The sequence below is a fragment of the Pseudomonas sp. genome (assembly GCF_050739935.1).
GTDB lineage: Bacteria > Pseudomonadota > Gammaproteobacteria > Pseudomonadales > Pseudomonadaceae > Aquipseudomonas.
On record NZ_JBOICF010000084.1, the window covers coordinates 20,326 to 44,384 of the forward strand.

The following is a 24,059-nucleotide window of genomic DNA, read 5'->3' on the forward strand; positions in this document are numbered from 1 at the left end:
TGAACGCACTCAAAAACAACAACTCCGTCGGAGACTGACCATGAACCTATCGTTGCGCCAAATCAGCGTCGCCGCCAGCTGCCTGCTGGTCGCTACCCAATTGTGGGCTGCTGAGCCCAATCGCCCTGAATGCATCGCGCCGGCTTCGCCGGGTGGCGGCTTCGACCTGACCTGTAAGCTGGCACAGAGCGCGCTGGTCAACGAGAAGCTCTTGAGTAAACCAATGCGCGTGACCTACATGCCCGGCGGCGTGGGCGCAGTGGCCTACAACGCAGTAGTGGCTCAGCGCCCTGCAGATGCGGGCACTCTGGTGGCTTGGTCTAGCGGTTCGTTGCTTAACCTGGCGCAAGGCAAGTTCGGGCGCTTCGATGAAAACGCCGTGCGTTGGCTGGCGGCCGTCGGCACCAGCTACGGTGCAATCGCGGTGAAGGCCGATTCGCCGTACAAGAACCTCGACGATCTGGTCAAAGCCCTGAAAGCCGACCCGAGCATAGTGGTCATCGGCTCCGGCGGCACCGTCGGCAGCCAGGACTGGATGCAGACCGCTTTGGTCGCCAAAGCCGCCGGTATCAATCCGCGCGACTTGCGTTACGTAGCATTGGAAGGCGGCGGTGAAATCGCTACGGCCCTGCTCGGCGGCCACATCCAGGTCGGCTCGACCGACATTGCCGACTCCATGCCTCATATCCTCAGCGGCGACATGCGCCTGTTGGCGGTGTTCTCCGACAAGCGTCTGGACGAGCCGGAAATGAAGAACATTCCGACTGCCAAGGAACAGGGTTATGACATCCTCTGGCCGGTGGTGCGTGGTTTCTATCTTGGCCCGAAAGTGACCGACGAGCAGTACGCCTGGTGGAAAGACGCGTTCGACAAGCTGCTGGCATCGGAAGATTTCGCCAAGTTGCGCGATCAGCGTGAGCTGTTCCCGTTCGCCATGACCGGGCCGGAGCTGGACACGTACGTGAAGAAACAGGTCGCTGATTACAAAATGCTGGCCAAGGAATTCGGCCTGATTCAGTGATTGAGCTCGATTAACTGAAGCTCGGTTGACTGACTCTCGATTGACTGACTAAGGGTTGCGCTGCCTGCACGGTGGCGTGGCCCGGGAGTTTTCCATGGTCCTGCAACGACTTTTCGCCTTTGTGCTGCTGTTGGTCTGTATCGGCCTGGCGCTGATGGCATGGCCTTATCAGGCCCCTTTTTCCTACGAGCCCGTCGGCCCGCGCGCCTTTCCGTTACTGATGCTGGCGCTGATGGGCATCTCGCTGCTGTATATGCTGTTTCGTCCGACGCCGATCAAGCACTCCGAAGACGAGCCGCCGCTGGACCGTCCGACCCTGATCAAGATCGGCACATGCACCCTGCTGCTGCTGGTGTTCGCCGGCCTGTTCGAGCCGCTGGGCTTCGTGCTCAGCAGTATCGTGATCGGCATCCCCATGGCCCGACTGTATGGCGGTCGCTGGCTGCCGAGCATCGTCATCACGATCGTAATGAGCATCCTGCTGTACGTGCTCTTCGACAAAGTGATGGATGTGCCTCTGCCCCTCGGCCTGCTCGACGTTCTGGAGAACTGATATGGATACTCTCGGCTATCTCGGCCAGGGCTTCGGCGTCGCGCTGACCCCGTACAACCTGGTCACCGCCCTTTCCGGCACCTTGATCGGCACCGTCGTTGGCCTGCTACCGGGCCTGGGTCCGATCAACGGCGTGGCGTTATTGATTCCGATCGCCTTCGCCCTTGGCTTGCCACCGGAATCGGCACTGATCCTGCTGGCGGCTGTTTATTTGGGCTGCGAATACGGCGGACGCATCAGCTCGATTCTGCTCAACATTCCCGGCGAAGCGTCCACTGTGATGACTGCCCTGGATGGCTATCCGATGGCTCGCCAAGGACTGGCGGGCGTGGCGTTGTCGCTGTCGGCATGGAGTTCGTTCATCGGCGCCTTCATCGCCACCTGCGGCATGGTGATGTTCGCCCCGCTGCTGGCCAAATGGGCGATCGCCTTTGGGCCCGCGGAATATTTTGTATTGATGGTCTTCGCGATTGTCTGTCTGGGCGGCATGGCAGGTGATCGGCCGCTGAAGACTTTCGTGGCGGCGCTGATCGGTCTGTTCCTGTCGAGCATCGGCATTGACGCCAACAGCGGCGTGTATCGCTTCACTGGAGACAACATCCATCTGGCCGATGGCATTCAGTTCGTCGTGCTGGTATTGGGTCTGTTCTCCATCAGCGAGATTCTGCTGTTGCTGGAGAAAACCCACCGCGGCCAGGAAGCAGTCAAGGCCACCGGGCGCATGATGTTCAACTTCAAGGAAGCCAGTTCGGTGTTCCTGGTCAACATTCGCTGCGGTCTGATGGGCTTCATCATGGGAGTGTTGCCGGGCGCCGGTGCGACACTGGCGAGCGCCGTAACCTACATGACCGAGAAACGTATCGCCGGTACGAGCGGCAAATTTGGACAAGGCGACATGCGCGGTCTCGCAGCGCCGGAAACCGCTATCGGCGCCACTGCCTGCGGCGCGCTGGTGCCGATGCTGACATTGGGCGTTCCAGGTTCGGGCACCACGGCGGTGATGATCGGCGCCCTGTCGCTGTACAACATCACCCCCGGCCCGCTGTTATTCCAACAGCAACCGGATATCGTCTGGGGTCTGATCGCGTCGTTGTTCATCGCCAACATCATGCTGGTGATCCTCAACATCCCGATGATCCGCATCTTCACTCGTATCCTGGCCGTGCCGAACTGGGCGCTGGTGCCGGTGATCGCGATCATTACCGGGATCGGCGTCTACGCGGTCCACGCCACCACCTTCGACCTGTTCCTGATGGTCGGCATCGGCATCTTCGGCTACATCCTGCGCAAGCTGGACTTCCCGCTGTCGCCGATTCTGCTGGGCTTCATCCTCGGCGGGCTGATGGAACAGAACCTGCGGCGCGCGCTGTCGATTTCCAACGGTTCGATGGACATTCTCTGGTCCAGCCCGATCACCCTTGGCGTCTGGGTAGTGACCGCGTTCATGCTGGTGCTGCCGCTGATTCGCATCTGGCGCAAACGTGCCGTTCAGCGTCGCGCACTGGCCGATGTCTGACCGGCCCTTCAGGACTTGGTGGGGAACACCGCTGGTCGGCCTGCTGGGGGGTTACCTCGCCAGTCAGGTCGGCTGGCCCCTGCCCTGGATGGTCGGCTCGTTGCTGGCAATCATCCTGGTCCGCTGCCTGACCCCATGGCAGCTGGCTGAAATCCCCGGCGGCCGCAAATGCGGCCAATGGGTGGTCGGCATCGGTATCGGCCTGCACTTCACGCCTGTGGTCATTGAGCAAGTTCTTTCGCATTTCGGCTTGATCTTCGTTGGCGCGCTGGTGACCAGCGTTTCCAGCGTAGTCGGCGTGTGGCTGATGCTGCGCACTGGCGAAGACCGCGCCACGGCGTTCTTCTCCAGCATGCCGGGCGGCTCGGGAGAGATGGTCAACCTCGGCGCGCGCAATGGCGCGATCCTCAGCAACGTGGCGGCGGGTCAAAGCCTGCGTGTGCTGACGGTGGTGCTCTGCATTCCAGCGATCTTCAAATACTTGATGGGCAGTGGTGGCCCGGCAGTTCATGGGACGGTGGTGAACTGGTTGTGGTTGGCACTGTTGTTTCCACTCGGGGGATTGATCGCTTGGGGCTGGCAGCGGCTGAAGCAACCCAACCCGTGGCTGTTCGGGCCTTTGCTGGTCAGTGCAGCCATCAGCATCAGCTTCGATTTGCACATCGGTCTGCCTAACGGTGGCAGTCAGATGGGGCAATGGTTGATCGGCAGCGGGCTGGGGTGTCATTTCAACCGCGCCTTCTTCCGCCGCGCGCCTTCCTTTATAGGGCGCACCTTGGTGGGGACCGCATTGACCATGAGTATCGCCGCGCTTTGCGCGCTGGCCTTGAGCGCAGCGACGCATCTGGATCTGCGCTCGTTGACCTTGGGCATGATGCCTGGTGGCATCGCGGAGATGAGCCTGACCGCAGAAGTATTGCAGCTATCGGTGCCGCTGGTGACGGCGATGCAGGTGATGCGATTGCTGTTTGTGCTGTTTCTGGCCGAGCCGTTGTTTCGGTATTGGAACCGGCAGTCCGGCAACTGACGCGACCCCTTGCAGCAGCCGGCTTGCTTGCGAATGTGGCGTGTCAGTCAACAGTTGCGTGTCTGACATTCAGGTTCGCCAGCAAGCCGGCTCCTACAGGGGTGCGCGGTGTGTCAGTGGCTTTTGCGTTGTTGAGACGTCGGGTTCGCCAGCAGGCCGGCTCCTACAGGGATACGCGGTGTGTCAGTGGCTTTTGCGTTGCTGATACACCGCGTTCGTCAAATCGCAGTCCGCAGCAAGCCGGCCCCGACAGTAGGATATGCGGTGCGGCAGGTGTTTCGGTGTGTATATGTCACACCACCGCAGGCAATCGCCAATCGATCGGCGTAAGACCGTTCTGCTGCAGATATTTGTTCGCCAGGCCAAAATGCCCGCAGCCCAGAAAGCCTTTATAAGCTGACAGCGGCGAGGGGTGAACGGAGGTCAGGATGAGGTGCTTGGACGCATCGATCAGCTTTTTCTTGCTCTGGGCGTGCGATCCCCAGAGCAGGAACACCAGATGCGGCTGATGGGCGCTGACGGTTTCGATGATCTTGTCTGTGAAATGCTGCCAGCCCCTGCCGGCGTGGGACGCAGCGTTGCCCCGTTCGACGGTCAAAGTGGTGTTGAGCATCAGCACGCCTTGATCGGCCCACGACTGTAGATAACCATGATTTGGAATGTCGATGTTGAGGTCGCGTTTGAGCTCTTTATAGATGTTGACCAGCGACGGAGGCGCAGGCACGCCCGGCTGTACGGAAAAGCACAGGCCATGCGCCTGGTTCGGGCCGTGGTAAGGGTCCTGGCCGAGAATGACCACTTTCACGTTATCCAGCGGCGTCGAATTCAGCGCATTGAAGATCAGCGGCCCTGGCGGATAGATTTCCTTGCCCGCCGCATGTTCCTGGCGCAGAAACTCACGCAGTTCGCCCATGTAGGGTTTTTCAAACTCCTCGCGAAGGGCCTGTTTCCAGCTGGGCTCAAGTTTGATGCGATCGTCGTCAGTCATGGTCATATCCGGGAAAACAATGCGCGGACTTTAGGGGCTGCGGCCAATTATTTCCAGCGCAGCGCATCGCGGATTTCCTACACTCCTGTGCATCAGCCGATTGCAACTTCCCGACATCCAGAGGACTCACAGCCTTGATGGATGCCTGTACCACGCACACGAGGTCACGATGAATCTGCAATTCGAAGAGCTCACAGCAACCGATGGTGCCCGCCTGGGCATAGCTACGCTGGATGCGGAAAAATCCCTGAATGCGTTATCCCTGCCGATGATCCTGGCGTTGCAGGATCGCCTCGATGCCTGGGCCAGTGATCCACAGATCGCCTGTGTGCTGCTGCGGGGCAATGGCGAGAAAGCCTTTTGTGCAGGGGGCGACGTCCGGGCGCTGGTGGAGGCCGGGCGCGACAAACCCGGATACGTACCGCCTCTGGCAGCGCAGTTTTTCGCCGCAGAATATCGCCTGGACTACACGCTGCACACCTACCCAAAACCCCTGATCTGCTGGGGCCACGGCTACGTGCTCGGCGGCGGAATGGGGCTCCTGCAAGCAGCCGGCATTCGCGTGGTCACACCGAGCAGTCGGCTGGCGATGCCGGAAATCAATATCGGGCTGTATCCGGATGTCGGGGCCAGTTGGTTTCTTTCGCGATTGCCAGGCAAGTTGGGGTTGTTTCTCGGACTGACCGGGTCCCATATCAACGGCCGTGACGCACTGGACCTGGATCTGGCCGACCGTTTTTTGCTGGACCATCAGCAGGAAGAACTGATCGACCGCCTGCTGCAACTGAATTGGCAGGAACAGACCGCCGTGCAGCTCAACAGTCTGTTCAAGGCATTGCAACACGAAGCGCTCGCGCAGTTGCCTGAGGCGCAGTGGCTCCCCCGTCGTCAGCAGATCGATGAGCTGCTGGATGTCGCGGATGCAGCCTGTGCGTGGAATGCGCTCAGGCATCAACTTCACTCGCAGGATGCACTGCTCGCCACAGCCGCGAAGACCCTCACCGAAGGCTGCCCGCTAACGGCGCTGCTGGTCTGGGAGCAGATCACCCGCGCGCGACATATGTCGTTGGCTGAAGTATTCCAGATGGAATACAGCATGAGCCTCAATTGCTGTCGTCATCCCGAGTTTGCAGAGGGCGTGCGTGCGCGACTTATCGACAAGGATCACAAACCGCATTGGCACTGGCAGGACATCGCGACGATTCCGCCCGCAGTGGTCGACGCGCACTTCGAGAAGGCGTGGGAAGGGCGGCACCCGTTGGCGGATTTGTCGGAATATTGAAATGAAGCAGCGCCAAGCTGCGATCTTCAAGCTGCAAGAGCAGCGTGAAATGCATGATCGAGCTTGACGCTTGCAACTCGCCACTTATGGCTGGTTCTCAGCGATTTCCGCCACCCGGTCCACCATGACCGCCGCGTCCGAAACCGCCGCCACGATGAAAATTGCCACCCGACGGCCTGCCCGGACCTGGGCCGCCTCCATGGTTGCCGTTCCAGCCTGGGCCATGGCCTGCACCACCCGGCCTTGGCCCAGGCGGCAGTGGCCGGTAACCCGAGCCGCCACTGTGGTAGCCGCCCCCGCCATTCCAGTGGCCAGCGCCATAGCCTGGACGTCCGCCATAGCCTGGACCTGGTCCGTAGTAACGAGGCGGCGGTGCGTAATACCTGGGCGGCGAATAGTAGCGCGGGCCTGGGTAATAGCCCGGCGAGGAGTAGTAACGCGGCGACGAGTAGTAAACCGCTGAGCCATAGACAGCCGCCGGTGCGTAAGGGCGATAGCCGTCATCCACATAGCCGCCACTGTAGACAGGCTGTGTGTAGGTCTGTTGTTCGTAATAACCTCCATAGCAACCTGCCAAAGACAACATCATCAAAACGGTAAGCAAGCTTCGTCGATACATGGCGGCCTCCTGAACCGCGATAGAGCTCGAACCAGCGGCGCTGGTCGGCGCTCCCGCAATTTCCGAGAACATAAGGTCAGACTGCAATATCCCGGCCCAGTGCCCTAACCCAAGCCTCGACCGCTGGATGGTGCCCTCCGATGGTGCAGGATGCAGCAGTGTCGACGTACTCCTGATCATCCTTTTCGTCACTGGAGATCGTATGCAGAAGTTCTTCTGCCCACTCTGCTCGCCGCAGGCCTGATCGCCGCTCCAAGCCTCTCGGCCGCCAGAAGCGCTGCAAGTCGACAACACCTGCGATTTGGAGCTGCGCGCCTGCTGGCCGTGTCGGCAAGAGCAACGCCTGCGTGCCCTTGCCTCAGGTCTGCGTTAACCGGTCAGCCGCAAAATGCAGACGCTCATGGCGCAATTGGGTGGCATCAGGCTAGCATGTCTCGATCAATGGATTATTCATTCAAGCGGACTGGTCATGCCCCTTCGTTTCACGCTCCATTCACAACGCTCCCTGCTGTTGACGTTGGTGATTCTCCTCGGGAGCGGCTTTCTTGCGACATCCTTGCTCAGCTACTTTGCGTCGCGCGATGCCATTCGCGACAGCATCGTCAATACCGAACTGCCGCTGACGTCAGACACGGTCTACTCGGAAATCCAGAAAGATCTGGTCCGCCCGGTACTGATCGCTTCGATGATGGCCCGCGACACTTTTGTGCGGGATTGGGTGGTGACCGGGGAAAACGACCCACAGCAGATGACCCGATACCTCAAGGAGGTCATGGATCACTACGGGGCCTATACCTCATTCTTCGTTTCCAACCAGACCCTGACCTATTACCAGGCCAAAGGCGTGCTGAAAAAGATCCGCCCCCACGAGACACGGGATACCTGGTACTACCGCGTGCGCGACATGGCCGATCCGTACGAAATCAACGTCGATCCGGACCTGGCCAACAAGGACAACCTGACCTTCTTCATCAACTACAAAGTCTTTGACTACGCCGATAACTTCATCGGCGCTACGGGCGTCGGGCTGACCGTGGACGCGGTGATCAAACTGATGGACCGCTATCAGGAGCGTTATCAACGCAGCGTGTATTTCGTCGACGCGTTCGGGCGACTGGTGCTGACCGGTGCCGGAGGTGGACCGCAAGGCGCGAAGATAGGCCAGGTGCTGCGCGAGCTGCCCAATCTGAAAGACTTACAGGCGCAAATGCCCAAACCGCAGAGCGGCAGCTATCAATACGAGTCCTTGGACAAGGCACACTTTCTCAACGTGCGTTACATCCCGGAGTTGAACTGGTATCTGTTCGTCGACAAGCGCGAGGACGGTGCCCTGAGCGAGATTCGTCGGTCACTGTACGTCAACCTGTCGATCTGCCTGGCGGTGATGGTGCTGGTGTTGGTCCTGCTCAACCGGGTGATCCGGCGCTTCCAGTTGCGCATTGAAACCCAGGCGATGGTCGACAGCCTGACCGGTCTGCCCAATCGTCGCGGCTTTGACCGGATCGCGATGAATGCCATCGCCGAGTCACGTCGCGAACATAAAGCCTTGTCGGCGATGCTGCTGGACCTGGATCATTTCAAACGCCTGAACGATACCCATGGCCATCTCGCGGGCGATGAAGTGCTCACGGGGTTTGCCGACGACGTCAAGCGTTGCCTGCGGGACAGCGACATCATTTGCCGATGGGGCGGCGAGGAGTTCATCATCCTTCTTCAGGACACCAACGGTAGCGGTGCCCGACGCGTCGCCGAGAAAATTCGCCTGCTGGCGGAGCAGCACACCTACGTGTTCACAGGCTCTGCCCTGCAGGTCACCGTCAGCCTGGGTCTGACCGAACTGCATCCCGACGACACCCTGCAAAGCCTGATCGCCCGTGCCGACCAGGCGCTCTATAGCGCCAAGCAGAACGGCCGCAACCGAGTCTGTACGGAAATGGCGGAACCAGCATGACTACTTCTTCGACCCGCCCCGACATCTGTCCGGTCTGCGGCCAGAGCAATCGCTGCACCCTGGCCGATCCACGCACCGTCGATCGGCCTTGCTGGTGCTTCACAGAAACGATCGATCCAGCGGTGCTCGCCGCGTTGCCGGAAGCGTTGCGGGACAAAGCGTGTCTGTGCCCGCGTTGTGCGGGATTGGTGGACGACGCTGAAACGACACACCATCAACCTTGATGGCTCTGCGCTGATCAATCAAACGCGATCAAGAACCGTGGGCGGGAATTCATTCGCGAAACATCGTTCAGTCGATGGAGATGCGTCGGCTGTACCGCCCTCTCGTCAGGATGCCGCCAAGAACGAATTCGCTCCCACAGGCTGAGCGCCGTAACATGCCGCCTCCCACTCAAAGGCCAACCACCGCCATGCGCCTCGACCGCTTCCTCAGTAACCTGCCGCGCTTCAGCCGCAAGGACGTGCGTCTGGCCCTGCTCGCGGGCCGCGTCAGCGTCGACGGGCAGACGATCAAAGACCCGCTGCATGAAGTCCGCGAGTTCAGCCAGATCTTGCTGGACGACGAGACCCTGCAAGCCGGCAAACTCCCCCGGTATTTCATGCTGCACAAACCGCCCGGCTGCGTCAGCGCGACAACCGACCCGCAACATGCCACTGTCCTGGATCTGTTGCAGGAGCCAGACAAGCACGAACTGCACATTGCCGGACGTCTGGATTTCAACACCTCGGGCCTGATGCTGATCACCAACGACGGTCAGTGGTCACGCCGCCTGACTCAGCCAACCACCAAACTGGCAAAGGTCTACCACGTCGAAACAGAGCAGAAAATCGGCGAGCATTACCTCGAAAAGTTCACCGAAGGGTTCTACTTCGCCTTCGAAGATCTCACCACCCTGCCCGCGCAACTGACTATCCTCGACAGTCATCACGCGCGTCTGAGCATCGTCGAAGGCCGCTATCATCAGGTCAAACGCATGTTCGGTTTCTTCGACAACAAAGTCCTGCGCCTGCACCGCGAAAGCATGGGGCCACTGGTCCTGGATCCTGCGCTTGAACCTGGGCAGTACCGTCCGCTGACACCTGAAGAAATCCAGCTTATCTGACGTCTTCTGACCGCCCGGCAGATCATGTAGGACAATTCACGAGCGGCACTTGCGGGTTCCCGGATCGCCTGCTTGAATCCAAACGTCGGTCCACAAGTGACCGGAGAGTCACGTTCGCATTTCAAGAAATCTTCTGTCGCTCCCAGGCGCCTCTGGCGGTGGGGCGGTAGAGCGCCCGCCAATAACAATACCTGTCGGACAGATCGTCCCGGACCGACATGGGCCCCCTTTCAAGGCATTGCCTACCTGTCACGAAACTCGTGCAACGTGGTTGCGCGCACACCTGTTTTAACGTCAGGAGACATGGAATATGAGGCCAGAAATCGCTGTGCTTGATATACAGGGTCAGTTCCGGGTTTACACGGAGTTCTACCGCGCAGATGCCGCAGAAAAGACCATCGTCCTGGTCAACGGCTCACTGGCCACTACGGCATCTTTCGCCCAGACCGTCCGTAACTTGCACCCGCATTTCAACGTGGTGCTTTACGACCAGCCCTACGCGGGCAAATCCAAACCCCACAACATTCACGAAAAACCGCTGACCAAGGAAGTCGAGGGCCAGATCCTGCTGGAGCTGATCGACCACTTCAACGCCGAACACATCATGTCGTTTTCATGGGGTGGCGCGGCGGCGCTGGTCGCGCTGGCACACCGGCCAAAGCGTATCGAAAAAGCCGTGATCAGCTCGTTCTCCCCCGTCATCAATGAGCACATGCACGACTACCTCATCCGAGGCCAGCAGCACCTTGGGGCTTTTGATCGTTACGAAGTCGGAACGCTGATCAACAACACCATCGGCAAACACCTGCCGTCGCTGTTCAAGCGCTTCAACTACAAACACGTCAGCTCCCTGGACCTGCACGAATACGCGCAGATGCACCACCACATCAACCATGTGCTGGACATCACTACGCAGAACCAGCTGAAGGCTGCCAAACGCATCAACGTGCCGGTCATGTTCATGAACGGCGAATGGGACGAGTACACCGCCGCCCCCGACGCCAGGCTGTTCAGCAACCACATTCGTGATTGCCACTTCACCACCATCAAAAGCGCCGGACACTTCCTGGACATGGAACACAAGACCGCGTGCCTGGACTCCCGAAACGCCCTGATGAACTTCCTCACCCCGGCGCCCGAAACCAGCCGAACCCACTACCGACAGGCCCAGACGCACCATGCATTTGCAATCTGACCGTGCAGGTCTCAAGGAACGGATTCATTCGCCATCAGCCCGTTAACAGCCATCGGCGAATGAATCCCGTACCTTCCTGTGACACACCAGATTCCCCGCGCAACATTTAACGCTTCATTTAACCGTCCGCATCTGGTACAAAGTCAGCCGCTGAAAGCGTCAAAAAGCGGGTGTCGTATAATGGCATTACTCCAGCTTCCCAAGCTGATAACGAGGGTTCGATTCCCTTCACCCGCTCCAGCCCCTCCCTCCTGAACAAATCCCTTCCGATCGATAAAAGCCAAGCCTGTTGCGTGCATGGATTTTCTCGGGCGTTTTCCGCTCATTTATCCTCTTTCATTCAATCGACAAATGCCGCGGCCACGTCCTTCATGGGCAGTCAGGCTGGTTGGGTGGGTCCATCGAGCAGTTGAAATCCGGCCCGGTTTTCACCGGTCGATAGGGGCCGGGCTGCGAATAGGCGCTGCAGCCGACGAGGCAGAGTATCCCTACGAGTGCGATGAGTTTCATGATCTGTCCGTGACCGAAAGACTGGCTTTTGAACAGTACAAGAAATCAGATCGATAACGAGCTACCGGCTTGCTAGCTTTTATCGAGATACCCCCGATCACTTCTTTTCGCTTCTTCAGATACCCCCAAGCACGTAGCGTTGTCACATCTGAAATCACCAGGCGATGAAGATGGATAACGCACAGTCACCCCCTCACCACCCTACCCTTCATAGCCCATCCCACAACACCAAATGGGGTATCGCGTCGGGATTTTCCGCGAGTCTGGTGGGCATTGGGCTGGCCCGGTTTGCATACACGCCGTTGCTGCCAGCGATCATTGATGCAGGCTGGTTCGATTCGTCAAAAGCGGCTTATCTAGGCGCGGCCAATCTGGCGGGTTATCTGATTGGAGCGCTGGCAGGGCGTGTAATGGCCGGGAAGTCGTCCACTGCGTTCACGTTGAGAGCCATGATGTTGCTGGCGAGCGTCGCATTTCTGGCCTGTGCGTTTCCGGTTTCCTACCTGTGGTTCTTTGTCTGGCGTCTGCTCTCGGGGATTTCGGGGGGCGCGTTGATGGTGCTCGCTGCGCCTGCGGTGCTGGCATACGTCTCAGCTTCGAAAAGGGGCTTGGCGGGCGGGGTGATTTTCATGGGGGTGGGGGTTGGGATCGCGGCGTCGGGCACGCTGGTGCCCTTATTGTTGCAGCAGGGTTTGCAGCAGACATGGTTGGGGTTGGGGGTGATTTCCCTGCTGTTTACCGCGATTGCCTGGAAGGGTTGGCCGGTACAGGAAGCTGCGCCGGTGAAGGCGAGTCAGCATCCGCACAAATCGAAGAATCACACGCTCAAGGCCTTGTATGCCGAGTACGCGCTGAACGCAGCTGGCTGGGTGCCGCATATGATTTTTCTTGTGGCGTTTGTCGCTCATGGCTTGGGTAAAGGGCTTGAGGTCGGAGCTCAGTATTGGGTGCTATTCGGTATCGGTGCGACGTTGGGGCCGTTGCTGGCCGGGGTATTGGCAGATCGGGTGGGCTTTGGTCTTGCACTGCGCCTGTCGTTCATTCTGGAAGGGCTGTGCGTGTGCATTCCAGCGCTGAACATTGGCACGCCTTGGCTGATGGCGTCGAGCATTGTCGTCGGGGCGTTCGTGACCGGTACGGTGCCGCTGGTGCTGGGTCGGGTTCAGGAGTTGCTGACCCATCACCCGGCACAGCAAAGTGTCGCCTGGCGCACGGCAACGGTGGGCTTTGCGCTGTTCCAGGCGGTGGCGGCGTACGGATTTTCGTATCTGTTCACGCTCAGCGGCGGCAATTATGGGCTGTTGTTCGTGATCGGGACCGGGGCAATCGCGCTTGCGCTTTTGATCGATCTGGTGGCAGCCAAGCAATCGAACAATACAGCCACGTGACTCAAGCCAATCGTCTGACGTTGAGTGAACGGGCCTCACTATCTGCATGCACGCTGTCGAGAAAAATGGTCAGCGCGCTGGAGAAATGGCCGTCGATGCGTCGGATGAACACCGTTTCGACCTGAGAAAATGCCTGGGGAATTTCGTGAACAGCGACCAGCCCATCCTTCCAGGCATTGGCGACGACACCTCTGGGCAGCAGCGTCACGCCCACCCCGGCAGAGGCACAGCCGATGATTGCTTCGATGGACCCGAACTCCAGCGGCTCGGGTGCGAGCGTACCTATGCTGGCCAACAGCCCATCCAGACGCTGCCGATACGAACAGCCCACGCGAAAAACCACAGTCTTGAGTTGAGCAATCGCCTTGAGCGCTTCCAGAGAATGAACAGCACGTGAGGTCACCAGCACCAGTTCTTCATGGAACACGGTTTCGACTTGCAACTCGGGATGGTTGACCGGCCCGGCGACGAACGCGCCTTCGAGCTTACAGTCGATAACATCCTTGATAAGGCTATGGGTGGTGCCGGTGCGTATCAATGGCCGGACCTCGGGATATGCCTTGGCGAAGCGCGCGATCAGCAATGGCAGGCGAAGTGCAAGGGTGGTTTCCAGGGTGCCGATCTCCAGCACGCCGCTGGGTTTGCCATCGTCACGAGCTGCGGCTGATGCATCTGAAAGGAGTTTGGAGAGCTTGGCGGCGTACGGCAAAACGCGCCGTCCGGCAGGGGTGATCTGCACGCCCTTGGCGCTGCGCTGAAACAACAAGACACCCAGTTCATCTTCCAGTGAGCGGATTCTCGTCGAAACGTTCGACTGCACCGTATTCAACTCGGCGGCGGCCTTGTTCATGCTGCCGTGCCGGGCTACGGCGTCGACGACTTTCAGATCGATCACGTCCACCGATTTACCTGTTATCTCAAATAGCAAGAACTGGGCTGATTAGTCATGAGTTTTTGAGGTTAAACCCGAAGCCGGTCAATGACAAGACGGCGCACAAGTAAGGAAGACTGAGGAATATCGGCAGGATCCCCTTCATAATTCGCAGGGCATCAGAACGAATAATCAGGGCAAAGTATGAGAGCGGTCTGTTACCCGAGGCCGGTGTATAGCAGGCTGAAAGCAGCAGAAAGCCCCGACGGTGTCGAGGCTTCAAATCACAACAAAGAGTTAATGCTTCGTTTCGTTTCCCGCTTCACGCGCTTGTTTTGCCGTCCTTGCGTCAGCATCTTCAGCCCTCATCGCCGTGCGCTCTTTATAAGCGGGAAGTGAAGCAGCAAACGCCATCGCCTCCTCCCGCGTCTGAAACGAACCGAGTCGGTCATGATGGGTGCAGACGCGCCATGGACCATTGTTGACGTTAATGACATCGTAGCCATTGAGATGCGTTTTGCTGAGCATCGCATTGTGCATGGGTACCTCCCCTCTCATTCAGAGAGTGTTATGGACTGATTCCTAAAAACCTTACACCCGATACGAGTCGTGTAAACGACCGTTGGACAAATGGCATTCAGGGTTTCAGGGGTATTTCTTCGTCTTTCTCCGACAGACTTTTACCGTCGTCCGGATGTTTCCACGTCTGCGGCGGTGGTGTTTCGGGCTGTTCGTCCGCTGTATCTTCGAGCGGCGCGGATTCTGGAACCTCCCGCTTGGTATCGTTGCTGCGGGTAGTTTCCATGGGGTTTGGATTGGGCCCGGGGCTTTGCGCGGCGGGGGTATTCACTGGCTCGGTTGTCATATGCACCTCTCAGCGAACCGGGTTGGGGGTTCATGCGTTAGAGAAGCGGGTATCGGGCAGGTTCGGAATATCTGCCAGGCGGTGGATCGCAGCATGCATCGTTGACAAGCCCGGCCTGTGTTTCTATAAGTCCACTCCGTTCTGGCCCAGGGTCAGTGCCTGCTCACCTGAAAGCGAAGCGAGACGATGGAATTCACAGATTTTGATGCCGAACTTGCCGACTGGAACCAGTTGCAGACAACCCATCCCTGCTCCGGGTTGCTGCTGGGCAATGGCGCGAGCCTCGCGGTCTGGAAGAACTTCGCCTACGACTCGCTGTTCGAGCTGGCGCAAACTACCCGCAACAAGCCGCTAAGTCCGACCGAGCTTGCGCTGTTCAAGTCGATGGAAACCGAGAACTTCGAGCCGGTGCTAAGCGGCTTGAAGGTTGCGATGCGGGTCAACGCGGCGCTGACTATCAGCTCGTCGTCACCGCGCAATCGCTATTTCGCCATCAAGGAAGCCCTGATTCATGGCATCCGCTCGGCGCACATTCCCTGGCGGTTGATGCAACCGTCGAGCATCGCCCACATCAGCAATGCGCTGAGCCAGTATGAGACGGTCTATTCGACCAATTACGACCTGCTCGCCTATTGGGCCGTGATGCACGGTGCGCAGCCTTTCGACGATCTGTTCGACGACGACGCCGAATTCAACTTGCACCGAACCGACAGTCACGCCACACGCATCCTCTATCTGCACGGCGGCATGCATCTGGTGAAGAACTTCGATGGCACAGCGCGAAAGTTGCAGTCATCGGAAAGCACCCTGCTGGGCAGCTTTGCTGTCAACGCGCTGGATGATGTTCCGCTGTTCGTCTGCGAAGGCCGCAGCGAGGACAAGATGAAGATCATCCGCGGTTCGGACTATCTGTCGTTCTGCCATGCGCAGTTGGCTCAACACCAGGGCGCACTGTGTGTCTTCGGCCACGCGCTGGGCAGACAGGATCGGCATATTCTGAACGCCGTGCTTCAAGCCCGCCCCAAGACGCTGGCCATCTCGATCCTGCCGCGCAGCGAAGCCTTCATCCAGCATCGGAAGCGACACTACAGCGCGCTGTTCGAGGGGCAGAATATCGAGCTTAAGTTCTTTGATGCCACGACCCATCCGTTGGGGGACGCGGGGTTGTCAGTGCCGCTGGCGCGGTTGAAGGAGACGGCGGAGCAGAAAAAGGGTTGATACCAAGGCGGATGGGCTCAACCTACGGTGGAAGATAAGCTTTGATCCCGTTGATCACAGCGTCAATGTCACTTGGGCAGAGACGCGGAACGAAATATTCCCTGCCCCTACGCGTTTTACAATGCACCTTATCGAGCCGGTCGAAGCTGACCGTGTAGATCATGTGGCATTTGACCCAAAGCTTCTTTGAGCCATCTGAAACCAGCGGGTTCTCCCTCAAGAGATGATGCTAGTCGAGCTCGATTCAGGAGATGTCGAAGATATGGGGACAACGGTGCAAAGACGCCGACGATGTCTGGATGCTTGAGAAACCACAACGACCTTGCGAACCTTGACCCTCTCGGGAGGCACAAAACCCCTCGTGAAATCACAGACCAGCACATCGCCCTGCTTAGGCAAATAATAGAGAGGCATCCCGAGAACGAAACCGGACCATTTAAGGTCCGGCCATCATCAACTCAGAAGACATCGATCCCAATCTTCCCAACCCAGCGTTTTTACTCGTTACTTTCCGCCAACTCTCCCACCACGACTTTGTTGCCTCGGGCTGCCTTGTTGATGCCGGAAGCCCCTGACTCAGTCGATAGCCGCACGCTGCTGAGGGAGGCCAGGCGGTCGCTGCTCGTGGACCTGACGACGCTCGTGGACCACTGAGCCGCTAAGGTTGCCATCCATGCGAAGACGAACACCACGACACCTTGCAACGCCCATTTTCCGATGACCGACACGATGATTCTCCCGGCTGAATACGATGGCAGCAATTTGACCTTCAAACTGTTGCAGGAAGATGGCATTCAAGTTCTGCACCAATATTCATCAATGAGCGGCTCGCTGCGAAAAAACTCAGAAACGGCGTTTCCTCGAACGCAAGTGTACGGCTCTTTCTGTCGGCAGCTGTTAAGGGGAATGTCCACCAATCTGTGGCTGAATGAATGCCTCTTTTCACCCATAACAACAAGGCACGATTCAACATGTCCTCTCGCGAAAACACCGGCATGGTCCTCGGACTGATCGGGGTGGTGATCTTCAGCCTGACCCTGCCCATGACACGCATCGTCGTTCAGGAAATCCACCCAATGCTCAACGGCCTGGGGCGGGCATTGTTCGCGGCGGTTCCGGCAGCGGCATTGTTGCTGTGGCGTCGCGAGAAGTGGCCGACCCGCGCGCAGTTCAAGGCGCTGATGGTCGTTGCATTGGGCGTGATCATAGGCTTTCCAGTGCTCTCGGCCTGGGCGATGAAAACGTTGCCGGCCTCCCACGGCGCACTGGTCAACGGCCTGCAGCCCCTGCTCGTGGCGATCTATGCGGCATGGCTGTCCCACGAGCGTCCATCCAAAGCGTTCTGGGTCTGTGCGGCGATGGGCAGTGTGTTGGTCCTGGGTTATGCGCTGATCAGCGGCGCGGGCAATCTGCAGGCCGGTGATCTGCTGATGGTCGCTGCGGTGGCGATCGGTGGTCTGGGCTATGCCGAGGGCGGCAGGCTGGCGAAGCAGATGGGCGGCTGGCAGGTAATCTGCTGGGCGTTGGTGATTTCGATTCCAGTGCTGATTTTCCCGGTCGGTTATCTGGCTTCACAACACCAAGGGCCGATTTCAACGGGCGCCTGGTGGGCATTCGGTTACGTATCGCTGTTTTCTCAGTTCATCGGATTCTTCGCCTGGTATGCCGGACTGGCCATGGGCGGGATCGCGCGGGTCAGTCAGATCCAGCTGGTCCAGTTGTTCTTCACCATGGCGTTCTCGGCGCTGTTCTTTGGCGAGCATATCGACCCGACCACCTGGATTTTCGCCGCAGGCGTTGTGGTGACGCTGGCCATCGGACGCAAGACCGCGATCATCGCCCCGAAGCCAGTTGCCGCAACCCGGCTCTAACCAAGAAGGCCATCCGCCTGGAGCAGCGTCTCCAGGCATTGTTCCTGAATGTTGTAGAAGGCCTTGAGTTCCTGAATCTTTGCCAGCAGCTCGGCAGCATCGATGGGCGTAGCTCGCTTCACCGCCAGGATCATTTTGTTCTTGTTGGTGTGCTCCAGCGAGATGAACTCGAACACCTTTGTCTCGTAACCGCAGGCTTCCAGAAGCAGCGCACGCAAGGCATCGGTGACCATTTCCGCCTGCTGGCCCATGTGCAGACCGTATTGCAGCATCGGCTTGAGCAACGTCGGGCTCTGGATCTGCAAACGAATCTGTTTGTGGCAGCAAGGCGAGCACATGATGATCGACGCACCAGACCGGATGCCGGTGTGGATGGCGTAATCCGTGGCGATATCGCAGGCATGCAGGGCGATCATCACATCGAGTTCACTCGGCGCCACCGAACGCACATCGCCACATTTGAATACCAGCCCTGGATGCTCCAGCCGGCTCGCCGCATCGTTGCAGAGGGTGACCATGTCATCGCGCAGCTCGACGCCGGTCACATTGCCTTCGGCCTGTAAGGTGTTGCGCAGGTAATCGTGAATGGCGAAGGTCAGATAGCCTTTGCCCGAGCCGAAGTCCGCCACGGTTACCGGCTTGTCGAGCTTGATCGGCGAAGTCGTCAGGGCGTGGGAAAACACCTCGATGAACTTGTTGATCTGCTTCCATTTACGCGACATGGCCGGGATCAGCTCATGTTGCTTGTTGGTTACGCCCAGATCGGTGAGAAACGGCCGACTCAGTTCCAAATAGCGTTTCTTCTCACGATCATGTTCGGCCGATGGTGATTCACGCTCCTGCTGCGATTTATTACGAAACAACGTGCTCTTGCCCTTCTTGCTGAACTCCAGCTGCACCTCGTCGTTGAGCGAGAGCAAGTGGGCGTTCTTGAAGGATTCGGGCAACAGACTGGCGATCAGCTCCTGTGCCTGAATGAGCGGGTGGTTCTTGGTGATGTCGCGGGTCTTGTAGCGGTACACGAACGACAGGCACTGCTGATTCTTGATCGTGGCGGGCTTGATGATGATCCGTTGCAGTTCCATCTCGCTACCGACGTACTTGGCCAGCACCAGCTTGATCAGCGAATTCTGCGTCAGGCAGGTGTCGAGCAGGCTCAGGAATTGGACGCGGTGATCCGGCGCTGACAGGGCGGTGGGTGCGGTGGCGGACATCGGGTGGAGCCTCGGGCAGCGGAAAATGCGAGGGCGGTATTTTAGGCGGTTGAGAGGGCGTGGTGGACATAAATATTTACCACCACAATCCCGTAGATCGGATTCCTTTACTTCAACACCACTAACCGATTCGGCAGTTCATTGCGCGGCTGCGTCAGGGGCACCTGATCGCCCAGTACCTCGCCGCAGGACTGGATGCAACCGAGAAACCCTTCGAGAATCTTGCCCTCGCTGACTTGTCGGATGAACACATCGACCATCGATCGCCACACCATGTCGTCCACATTACGGGCGATGCCGTCGTCGACGATGATTTCGACGTAGCGTTCGGCCTCGCTGACAAAGATCAATACCCCGGTGCCGTTCACTGTCGCGTGCAGGTTCTGCTCCAGAAACTGCCGTCGCGCCAGGCTCCCCGCTCGCCAGTGCCGAACCGAAGCCGGGACCAGACGGGTACTGATCGCCGGGAGCCTGCACAACAGCGCCACCACAATGAACGTCGCAATCTGGGTGAGCAGCAATTCATTGGCGTTGAGCCAGCCGGGATAGAAGTTGATCAGCCCTGGCAGCAACAGCGCTACCAGCCCCGCCCAGATCAGCGGCGCATAAGCGTAGTCATCGGCGCTGGCAGCCAGCACCGTCACCAGCTCGGCATCGGTCCTGCGCTCGACGGCTTCGATGGCCTGGGCGACCTGTCGCTGTTCGTCTTCTGTGAGTAATGCCATGCGTAACAACCCTTATTGAGCTATCGACTACCAGCCACCGGAGGCACCGCCACCGCCAAAACTGCCGCCACCACCGCGCATCCCGCCCGACCCCGAACCGCGGCCGGAGCCGAATCCACCACCGCCTCCAGAGCCGATATAACCGCCGCCCAAAGCCCCAAGGCCGCGCCCCCAGCGGGCGTTGATATAAATGAAGACCACGAACAGCACGAAATACAGCAGGCTCATTCGCCAGTCGGTGACATCATCCCCTCCCGAGGCCCCCACCACTGGCTCAGCCAGCGGGTCGCCACCAAGCACCTGGACGATGGCCTCGGTGCCTTTGTTGATGCCGCCGACGAAATCGCCCTGCTTGAATGACGGAATGATGATCTGGTTGACGATCACCGAGGACTGCGCGTCCGTGAGGCGATCTTCCAGGCCGTACCCCACTTCGATACGCACCTTTCGCTCTTCCTTGGCGACGATCAGCAGTGCGCCGTTGTCCTTGCCCTGCTGACCAATGCCCCAATAGCGCCCGAGTTGGTAGCCATAGTCCTCGATGGTGCTGCCTTGCAGATTGGGCACCGTGACCACCACGACCTGCTCGGTGGTCAGTTCCTCATGCGCACGAAGCATCTGCGACAGATGCTCCCGGCTTGGGTTGTCGATCATGTCGGCGGTATCGACAACCCGACCGCTCAGCGCCGGAAACTTAAGCTCGGCGAAGGCCATCTGCGCGAACACAGCGATCCACATCGCCAAAAACGCGACCGGCATGCCCCGCCGTGCGTTGCGCATTAGAATTTCACTTCCGGCGCCTTGTCGGCGTCAGCGGCGGTGGCTTCGAAGTTGGGGCGAATCGGCAGATCGCTGTACATCACCGAATGCCACAGGCGGCCGGGGAAGGTGCGGATTTCGGTGTTGTATTTCTCCACTGCGGCAATGAAGTCACGCCGGGCGACGGCAATCCTGTTTTCCGTGCCCTCGAGCTGCGACTGCAATGAAAGGAAGTTCTGATTGGATTTCAGATCCGGGTAGCGCTCCGACACCACCATCAAGCGGCTCAAGGCACCGGTAAGCTGGCCTTGCGCGTCCTGGAACTGTTTGAGCTTGGCGGCATCGTTCAAGGTGCTGGCATCGACCTGAATCGACGTAGCCTTGGCGCGCGCCTCGATCACCGCAGTCAGGGTCTCCTGCTCCTGTTTGGCGTAGCCCTTCACCGTTTCCACCAGATTGGGAATCAGGTCGGCGCGACGCTGATACTGGTTCTGCACCTGCGCCCAGGCCGCCTTGACCTGCTCGTCGTAGGTCGGGATGTTGTTGATCCCGCAGCCGGACAGCAACGTGCTCAGCAGCATCAGCAGCGTCAGTGACAAATTGTAACGACTGCCCCGAATGTGCCCATAACGCTCTATTTGCATGGTTTGCCCACTCCTTTGTGTTCTTTATCGATCATCCCGTCAGACATGACTTTAGCCAAATCGAACGATCCCCGGCATAATCTTGGCCCATTGCGTCACCAGGCTCTGGATTGCCCAGCCGCAATCGGATAAAACTCGCTGCGCTACTGATGCCTGGATGCGTCGGGAGTTCAGCGACCACCTCGTCCTGATGACAATAAAAACCAAAGGTTTCACACCAAAAACAAAGGCCGCCCGGTATTTCGCGCGAGTTGCCGGCCAACGCCTTGAGAAAATCATTCATGAATAAGCTGTGTTTGCTGAGTCTTGTCATCGGATTGGCCAGTCAGTCCGCCTGGGCTGAAACCGTCGCTAGCCCCGCCAATAATGTCTCCACGCTACAAGCCAAGAATGCATTCATCTCCGACCTGATGAAGCAGATGACTCTCGACGAAAAGATCGGGCAGCTGCGCCTCATCAGCATCGGTCCGGAGATGTCAAGATCGGAAATCGTCAAGGAAATCGCAGCCGGCCGAATCGGGGGCACTTTCAACTCGGTCGTGTTGCCTGACAACCGCGCCATGCAGGATGCCGCCGTCGCTCACAGCCGCACCAAGATTCCGATGTTCTTCGCCTACGACGTGGTGCACGGCCAACGCACTATTTTCCCCATCAGCCTGGGTCTGGCATCGACCTGGGACATGGACGCCGTCACCCGCGCGGGCCGCGTTTGCGCGATCGAAGCCGCTGCCGATGGCGTGGACATGACGTTCGCGCCGATGGTCGATATCACCCGTGATGCCCGATGGGGCCGCAGCTCCGAGGGCTTCGGCGAAGACACTTATCTGGTTTCGCGACTCTCGGCCACCATGACCCGCGCCTTTCAGGGCACCAGTACCCAGGCGCCGAACAGCGTCATGGCCGCGGTCAAACATTTTGCGCTGTATGGCGCAGTCGAAGGCGGTCGGGACTACAACACCGTCGACATGAGCCCGGTGCGGATGCAGCAGGATTATCTGCCGCCTTACCGCGCTGCTATCGACGCTGGCGCAGGCGGTGTAATGATCGCGCTGAATTCCATCAATGGTGTACCTTCCACGTCCAACGCGTGGCTGCTGCAGGATGTACTGCGCAAGGATTGGGGCTTCAAGGGCGTCACCGTCAGCGACCACGGCGCGATCAAGGAACTGATCGACCACGGCGTCGCCAAGGATTTCCGCGAAGCGGCGAAGCTGGCGATCAAGGCTGGCATAGATCTGAGCATGAACGACAAGGCTTACGGCGAAGAACTCCCGGCGCTGGTCAAGAGCGGCGAAGTGTCGGTCAAGGAAGTCGACAACGCCGTGCGTGAAGTACTCGGCGCCAAGTGGGACATGGGTCTGTTTGCCAACCCATACCTGCGTATCGGCGCAGCCGTGGACGACCCCGCCGATCGCGATGCTGAAAACCGCCTGCATCGCGCCGAGGCCCGGGACGTCGCGCGACGCAGCATGGTGCTGCTGAAGAATGAACACGACACCCTGCCGCTGAAAAAACAAGGCACCATCGCCGTGATCGGTCCGCTGGCGAAAAGCTCGCTGGACATGATGGGCAGCTGGTCCGGGGCCGGGCTGGCGCGTCAGACTGTCAGCGCTTACGACGGCCTGGCCAGCGCGGTCGGTGACAAGGCGAAAATCCTTTATGCCGCGGGCTCCAATATTACCGATAACCAACGAGCCATCGCTTATCTGGACAAGATGGACGATCAGCTCCACATCGATGGACGTCCAGAGCAGGAAATGATCGACGAAGCGGTCAAGGTCGCTCAACAGTCGGATGTGGTCGTTGCGGTCGTCGGTGAGTCGCGCAACATGTCCCACGAGGCGGCAAGCCGGGTGGATCTGGTACTCCCGGGCCGTCAGCGTGATCTGATCAAGGCGCTCAAGGCCACTGGCAAGCCGCTGGTCATCGTGCTGATGAACGGTCGGCCACTGGCGCTGGGCGAGGAAAACAAGCAGGCCGATGCAATGGTCGAAACCTGGTTCCTTGGCACCGAGGGCGGCAACGCGTTGGCTGACGTCCTGTTCGGCGACTACAACCCTTCGGGCAAACTGCCAATGACCTTCCCGCGCTCGGTGGGTCAGGTGCCTGCGTACTACAACCACCTGAACACTGGCCGCCCGTATCGCCCGGACGATTCGAACTACACCTCGAACTATTTCGAAGAGCCGACCAGCCCGCTGTTCCCGTTTGGTTATGGCCTGAGTTATACCCAGTTCAGCGTCTCGGACATCGTACTCTCGATCAACAAGATGACCCGCAAGGACAAGCTCACCGCCACCGTTCAGGTCAAGAACACTGGCAAAATGGCTGGCGAAACCGTGGTTCAGCTGTATCTGCGCGACGTGGCGGCGTCGCTGAGTCGTCCGGTGAAAGAGCTGAAGAACTTCCAGAAAATCATGCTCAAGCCAGGCGAAGAGAAAGCCGTGAGCTTTACTGTGACCGAGGAAGACCTGAAGTTTTTCAACCCGTCGCTCAAGTACGCGGCCGAAGCGGGCGAGTTCAAGTTGATGATCGGCCTGGATTCCGAGGATGTGAAAGAGGCCACGTTCAATCTGTTGTAAGCCAGTCGGTAAGGCGCGCCATGTTGCTGCCGACGACATCTCATCTCTAGAAGCCGGCTTGCTGGCGAATGCGTTGGGCCAGTCACTGTTGATGTGCCTGATCTGACGCCTTCGCCAGCATGCCGGTTGCTACAGTGAAGCGATACCTACAGGCC

24 protein-coding genes and 1 tRNA gene are annotated in these 24,059 nt (G+C 58.9%); 14 read left to right on the plus strand and 11 right to left on the minus strand.

Features of this window, described 5'->3' with window-relative positions; genetic code table 11:
* Positions 1 to 34: 34 nt before the first annotated feature.
* From ACRER8_RS16695 to ACRER8_RS16710, 4 genes are all read left to right on the plus strand, one after another.
* Positions 35 to 1,021 (plus strand): Bug family tripartite tricarboxylate transporter substrate binding protein, encoded by a 987-nt coding sequence (locus tag ACRER8_RS16695; RefSeq protein WP_431747453.1) that lies wholly within the window; start codon positions 35 to 37, stop codon positions 1,019 to 1,021.
* Positions 1,022 to 1,115: 94 nt separating this feature from the next.
* Positions 1,116 to 1,574: a tripartite tricarboxylate transporter TctB family protein gene (locus ACRER8_RS16700; protein WP_431747331.1), complete on the plus strand. Its 459-nt coding sequence runs from the start codon at positions 1,116 to 1,118 to the stop codon at positions 1,572 to 1,574.
* 1 nt (position 1,575) lies between these two features.
* Positions 1,576 to 3,090, plus strand: a complete 1,515-nt coding sequence (locus tag ACRER8_RS16705) for a tripartite tricarboxylate transporter permease (RefSeq protein ID WP_431747332.1) — start codon at positions 1,576 to 1,578, stop codon at positions 3,088 to 3,090.
* Positions 3,083 to 4,117: an AbrB family transcriptional regulator gene (locus ACRER8_RS16710; RefSeq protein WP_431747454.1), complete on the plus strand. Its 1,035-nt coding sequence runs from the start codon at positions 3,083 to 3,085 to the stop codon at positions 4,115 to 4,117. The genes ACRER8_RS16705 and ACRER8_RS16710 overlap by 8 nt, the downstream gene beginning before the upstream one ends.
* A gap of 292 nt (positions 4,118 to 4,409) precedes the next feature.
* Here the strand turns inward: ACRER8_RS16710 and ung are convergent, their stop codons facing one another.
* Positions 4,410 to 5,105 (minus strand): uracil-DNA glycosylase, encoded by a 696-nt coding sequence (gene ung / locus ACRER8_RS16715; protein ID WP_431747333.1) that lies wholly within the window; start codon positions 5,103 to 5,105, stop codon positions 4,410 to 4,412.
* A gap of 169 nt (positions 5,106 to 5,274) precedes the next feature.
* Here ung and ACRER8_RS16720 point away from each other — a divergent pair, with 169 nt between their 5' ends.
* Positions 5,275 to 6,387, plus strand: coding sequence for an enoyl-CoA hydratase/isomerase family protein (locus tag ACRER8_RS16720; protein ID WP_431747334.1), 1,113 nt, complete (start codon positions 5,275 to 5,277; stop codon positions 6,385 to 6,387).
* A gap of 97 nt (positions 6,388 to 6,484) precedes the next feature.
* Here the strand turns inward: ACRER8_RS16720 and ACRER8_RS16725 are convergent, their stop codons facing one another.
* Positions 6,485 to 7,006 (minus strand): hypothetical protein, encoded by a 522-nt coding sequence (locus ACRER8_RS16725; RefSeq protein ID WP_431747335.1) that lies wholly within the window; start codon positions 7,004 to 7,006, stop codon positions 6,485 to 6,487.
* A 469-nt stretch (positions 7,007 to 7,475) separates the two neighbouring features.
* Between ACRER8_RS16725 and ACRER8_RS16730 the strand changes: the two genes are divergently transcribed.
* The 6 genes from ACRER8_RS16730 to ACRER8_RS16755 all read left to right on the plus strand — a co-directional run bounded on the left by ACRER8_RS16730 (position 7,476) and on the right by ACRER8_RS16755 (position 13,155).
* Positions 7,476 to 8,957 carry a sensor domain-containing diguanylate cyclase gene (locus ACRER8_RS16730; RefSeq protein ID WP_431747336.1) on the plus strand — a complete coding sequence of 494 codons (1,482 nt, stop codon included), beginning with the start codon at positions 7,476 to 7,478 and terminating at the stop codon, positions 8,955 to 8,957.
* A complete protein-coding gene (locus ACRER8_RS16735; protein WP_431747337.1) occupies positions 8,954 to 9,181 on the plus strand; it encodes a cysteine-rich CWC family protein in 228 nt (75 codons plus the stop codon). The genes ACRER8_RS16730 and ACRER8_RS16735 overlap by 4 nt, the downstream gene beginning before the upstream one ends.
* 188 nt (positions 9,182 to 9,369) lie before the next feature.
* Positions 9,370 to 10,062, plus strand: coding sequence for a pseudouridine synthase (locus ACRER8_RS16740; RefSeq protein ID WP_431747455.1), 693 nt, complete (start codon positions 9,370 to 9,372; stop codon positions 10,060 to 10,062).
* A gap of 310 nt (positions 10,063 to 10,372) precedes the next feature.
* On the plus strand, positions 10,373 to 11,257 hold the full coding sequence (locus tag ACRER8_RS16745) for an alpha/beta fold hydrolase (protein WP_431747338.1): 885 nt from the start codon (positions 10,373 to 10,375) through the stop codon (positions 11,255 to 11,257).
* A 166-nt stretch (positions 11,258 to 11,423) separates the two neighbouring features.
* Positions 11,424 to 11,497, plus strand: a tRNA-Gly gene (locus tag ACRER8_RS16750).
* Between the two features lie 440 nt (positions 11,498 to 11,937).
* Positions 11,938 to 13,155, plus strand: a complete 1,218-nt coding sequence (locus ACRER8_RS16755) for a YbfB/YjiJ family MFS transporter (RefSeq protein WP_431747339.1) — start codon at positions 11,938 to 11,940, stop codon at positions 13,153 to 13,155.
* 1 nt (position 13,156) lies between these two features.
* Here the strand turns inward: ACRER8_RS16755 and ACRER8_RS16760 are convergent, their stop codons facing one another.
* Together ACRER8_RS16760 and ACRER8_RS16765 are read right to left on the minus strand one after the other, a co-directional pair.
* The gene (locus ACRER8_RS16760; protein WP_431747340.1) at positions 13,157 to 14,056 is read right to left on the minus strand and encodes a LysR substrate-binding domain-containing protein; all 900 of its coding nucleotides are present in this window, start codon (positions 14,054 to 14,056) and stop codon (positions 13,157 to 13,159) included.
* 267 nt (positions 14,057 to 14,323) lie between these two features.
* A complete protein-coding gene (locus tag ACRER8_RS16765) occupies positions 14,324 to 14,566 on the minus strand; it encodes a DUF2188 domain-containing protein (protein ID WP_431747341.1) in 243 nt (80 codons plus the stop codon).
* A 511-nt stretch (positions 14,567 to 15,077) separates the two neighbouring features.
* Between ACRER8_RS16765 and ACRER8_RS16770 the strand changes: the two genes are divergently transcribed.
* The gene (locus ACRER8_RS16770) at positions 15,078 to 16,109 is read left to right on the plus strand and encodes a DUF4917 family protein (RefSeq protein ID WP_431747342.1); all 1,032 of its coding nucleotides are present in this window, start codon (positions 15,078 to 15,080) and stop codon (positions 16,107 to 16,109) included.
* 216 nt (positions 16,110 to 16,325) lie between these two features.
* Here ACRER8_RS16770 and ACRER8_RS16775 read toward each other — a convergent pair whose 3' ends face one another.
* Both ACRER8_RS16775 and ACRER8_RS16780 read right to left on the minus strand, forming a co-directional pair.
* Positions 16,326 to 16,523: a type II toxin-antitoxin system PemK/MazF family toxin gene (locus tag ACRER8_RS16775; protein ID WP_431747343.1), complete on the minus strand. Its 198-nt coding sequence runs from the start codon at positions 16,521 to 16,523 to the stop codon at positions 16,326 to 16,328.
* A gap of 355 nt (positions 16,524 to 16,878) precedes the next feature.
* A complete protein-coding gene (locus ACRER8_RS16780) occupies positions 16,879 to 17,082 on the minus strand; it encodes a hypothetical protein (protein ID WP_431747344.1) in 204 nt (67 codons plus the stop codon).
* Here ACRER8_RS16780 and ACRER8_RS16785 point away from each other — a divergent pair.
* A complete protein-coding gene (locus tag ACRER8_RS16785) occupies positions 17,081 to 17,980 on the plus strand; it encodes a DMT family transporter (protein WP_431747345.1) in 900 nt (299 codons plus the stop codon). The genes ACRER8_RS16780 and ACRER8_RS16785 overlap by 2 nt on opposite strands.
* On the opposite strand, the gene ACRER8_RS16790 is transcribed toward ACRER8_RS16785, so the two are convergent.
* From ACRER8_RS16790 to ACRER8_RS16810, 5 genes are all read right to left on the minus strand, one after another.
* Positions 17,977 to 19,194 (minus strand): class I SAM-dependent methyltransferase, encoded by a 1,218-nt coding sequence (locus tag ACRER8_RS16790; RefSeq protein ID WP_431747346.1) that lies wholly within the window; start codon positions 19,192 to 19,194, stop codon positions 17,977 to 17,979. The genes ACRER8_RS16785 and ACRER8_RS16790 overlap by 4 nt on opposite strands.
* Positions 19,195 to 19,301: 107 nt before the next feature.
* A complete protein-coding gene (locus ACRER8_RS16795; protein ID WP_431747347.1) occupies positions 19,302 to 19,919 on the minus strand; it encodes a TPM domain-containing protein in 618 nt (205 codons plus the stop codon).
* Positions 19,920 to 19,946: 27 nt separating this feature from the next.
* Complete coding sequence (locus ACRER8_RS16800; RefSeq protein ID WP_431747348.1) at positions 19,947 to 20,699, minus strand: TPM domain-containing protein; 753 nt, start codon at positions 20,697 to 20,699, stop codon at positions 19,947 to 19,949.
* Entirely contained in the window at positions 20,699 to 21,322 is a 624-nt protein-coding gene (locus tag ACRER8_RS16805) for a LemA family protein (RefSeq protein ID WP_431747349.1), read from the minus strand. Before ACRER8_RS16805 ends, ACRER8_RS16800 begins: the two co-directional genes overlap by 1 nt.
* Before the next feature lie 31 nt (positions 21,323 to 21,353).
* Complete coding sequence (locus tag ACRER8_RS16810) at positions 21,354 to 21,605, minus strand: hypothetical protein (protein WP_431747350.1); 252 nt, start codon at positions 21,603 to 21,605, stop codon at positions 21,354 to 21,356.
* On the opposite strand from ACRER8_RS16810, the gene bglX reads away from it, so the two are divergent.
* Complete coding sequence (gene bglX, locus ACRER8_RS16815; protein WP_431747351.1) at positions 21,604 to 23,904, plus strand: beta-glucosidase BglX; 2,301 nt, start codon at positions 21,604 to 21,606, stop codon at positions 23,902 to 23,904. The two genes, ACRER8_RS16810 and bglX, sit on opposite strands and share 2 nt — an antisense overlap.
* The last annotated feature ends 155 nt before the right edge of the window (positions 23,905 to 24,059 follow it).

Coding starts and splice junctions, on each gene's coding strand:
- ACRER8_RS16700 (WP_431747331.1), top strand. CDS start 1,116: ATGGTCCTGCAACGACTTTTCGCCTTTGTGCTGCTGTTGGTCTGTATC.
- ACRER8_RS16705 (WP_431747332.1), top strand. CDS start 1,576: ATGGATACTCTCGGCTATCTCGGCCAGGGCTTCGGCGTCGCGCTGACC.
- ACRER8_RS16710 (WP_431747454.1), top strand. CDS start 3,083: ATGTCTGACCGGCCCTTCAGGACTTGGTGGGGAACACCGCTGGTCGGC.
- ung (WP_431747333.1), bottom strand. CDS start 5,105: ATGACTGACGACGATCGCATCAAACTTGAGCCCAGCTGGAAACAGGCC.
- ACRER8_RS16720 (WP_431747334.1), top strand. CDS start 5,275: ATGAATCTGCAATTCGAAGAGCTCACAGCAACCGATGGTGCCCGCCTG.
- ACRER8_RS16725 (WP_431747335.1), bottom strand. CDS start 7,006: ATGTATCGACGAAGCTTGCTTACCGTTTTGATGATGTTGTCTTTGGCA.
- ACRER8_RS16730 (WP_431747336.1), top strand. CDS start 7,476: ATGCCCCTTCGTTTCACGCTCCATTCACAACGCTCCCTGCTGTTGACG.
- ACRER8_RS16735 (WP_431747337.1), top strand. CDS start 8,954: ATGACTACTTCTTCGACCCGCCCCGACATCTGTCCGGTCTGCGGCCAG.
- ACRER8_RS16740 (WP_431747455.1), top strand. CDS start 9,370: ATGCGCCTCGACCGCTTCCTCAGTAACCTGCCGCGCTTCAGCCGCAAG.
- ACRER8_RS16745 (WP_431747338.1), top strand. CDS start 10,373: ATGAGGCCAGAAATCGCTGTGCTTGATATACAGGGTCAGTTCCGGGTT.
- ACRER8_RS16755 (WP_431747339.1), top strand. CDS start 11,938: ATGGATAACGCACAGTCACCCCCTCACCACCCTACCCTTCATAGCCCA.
- ACRER8_RS16765 (WP_431747341.1), bottom strand. CDS start 14,566: ATGCACAATGCGATGCTCAGCAAAACGCATCTCAATGGCTACGATGTC.
- ACRER8_RS16770 (WP_431747342.1), top strand. CDS start 15,078: ATGGAATTCACAGATTTTGATGCCGAACTTGCCGACTGGAACCAGTTG.
- ACRER8_RS16775 (WP_431747343.1), bottom strand. CDS start 16,523: ATGCCTCTCTATTATTTGCCTAAGCAGGGCGATGTGCTGGTCTGTGAT.
- ACRER8_RS16785 (WP_431747345.1), top strand. CDS start 17,081: ATGTCCTCTCGCGAAAACACCGGCATGGTCCTCGGACTGATCGGGGTG.
- ACRER8_RS16780 (WP_431747344.1), bottom strand. CDS start 17,082: ATGTTGAATCGTGCCTTGTTGTTATGGGTGAAAAGAGGCATTCATTCA.
- ACRER8_RS16790 (WP_431747346.1), bottom strand. CDS start 19,194: ATGTCCGCCACCGCACCCACCGCCCTGTCAGCGCCGGATCACCGCGTC.
- ACRER8_RS16795 (WP_431747347.1), bottom strand. CDS start 19,919: ATGGCATTACTCACAGAAGACGAACAGCGACAGGTCGCCCAGGCCATC.
- ACRER8_RS16800 (WP_431747348.1), bottom strand. CDS start 20,699: ATGCGCAACGCACGGCGGGGCATGCCGGTCGCGTTTTTGGCGATGTGG.
- ACRER8_RS16805 (WP_431747349.1), bottom strand. CDS start 21,322: ATGCAAATAGAGCGTTATGGGCACATTCGGGGCAGTCGTTACAATTTG.
- bglX (WP_431747351.1), top strand. CDS start 21,604: ATGAATAAGCTGTGTTTGCTGAGTCTTGTCATCGGATTGGCCAGTCAG.
- ACRER8_RS16810 (WP_431747350.1), bottom strand. CDS start 21,605: ATGAATGATTTTCTCAAGGCGTTGGCCGGCAACTCGCGCGAAATACCG.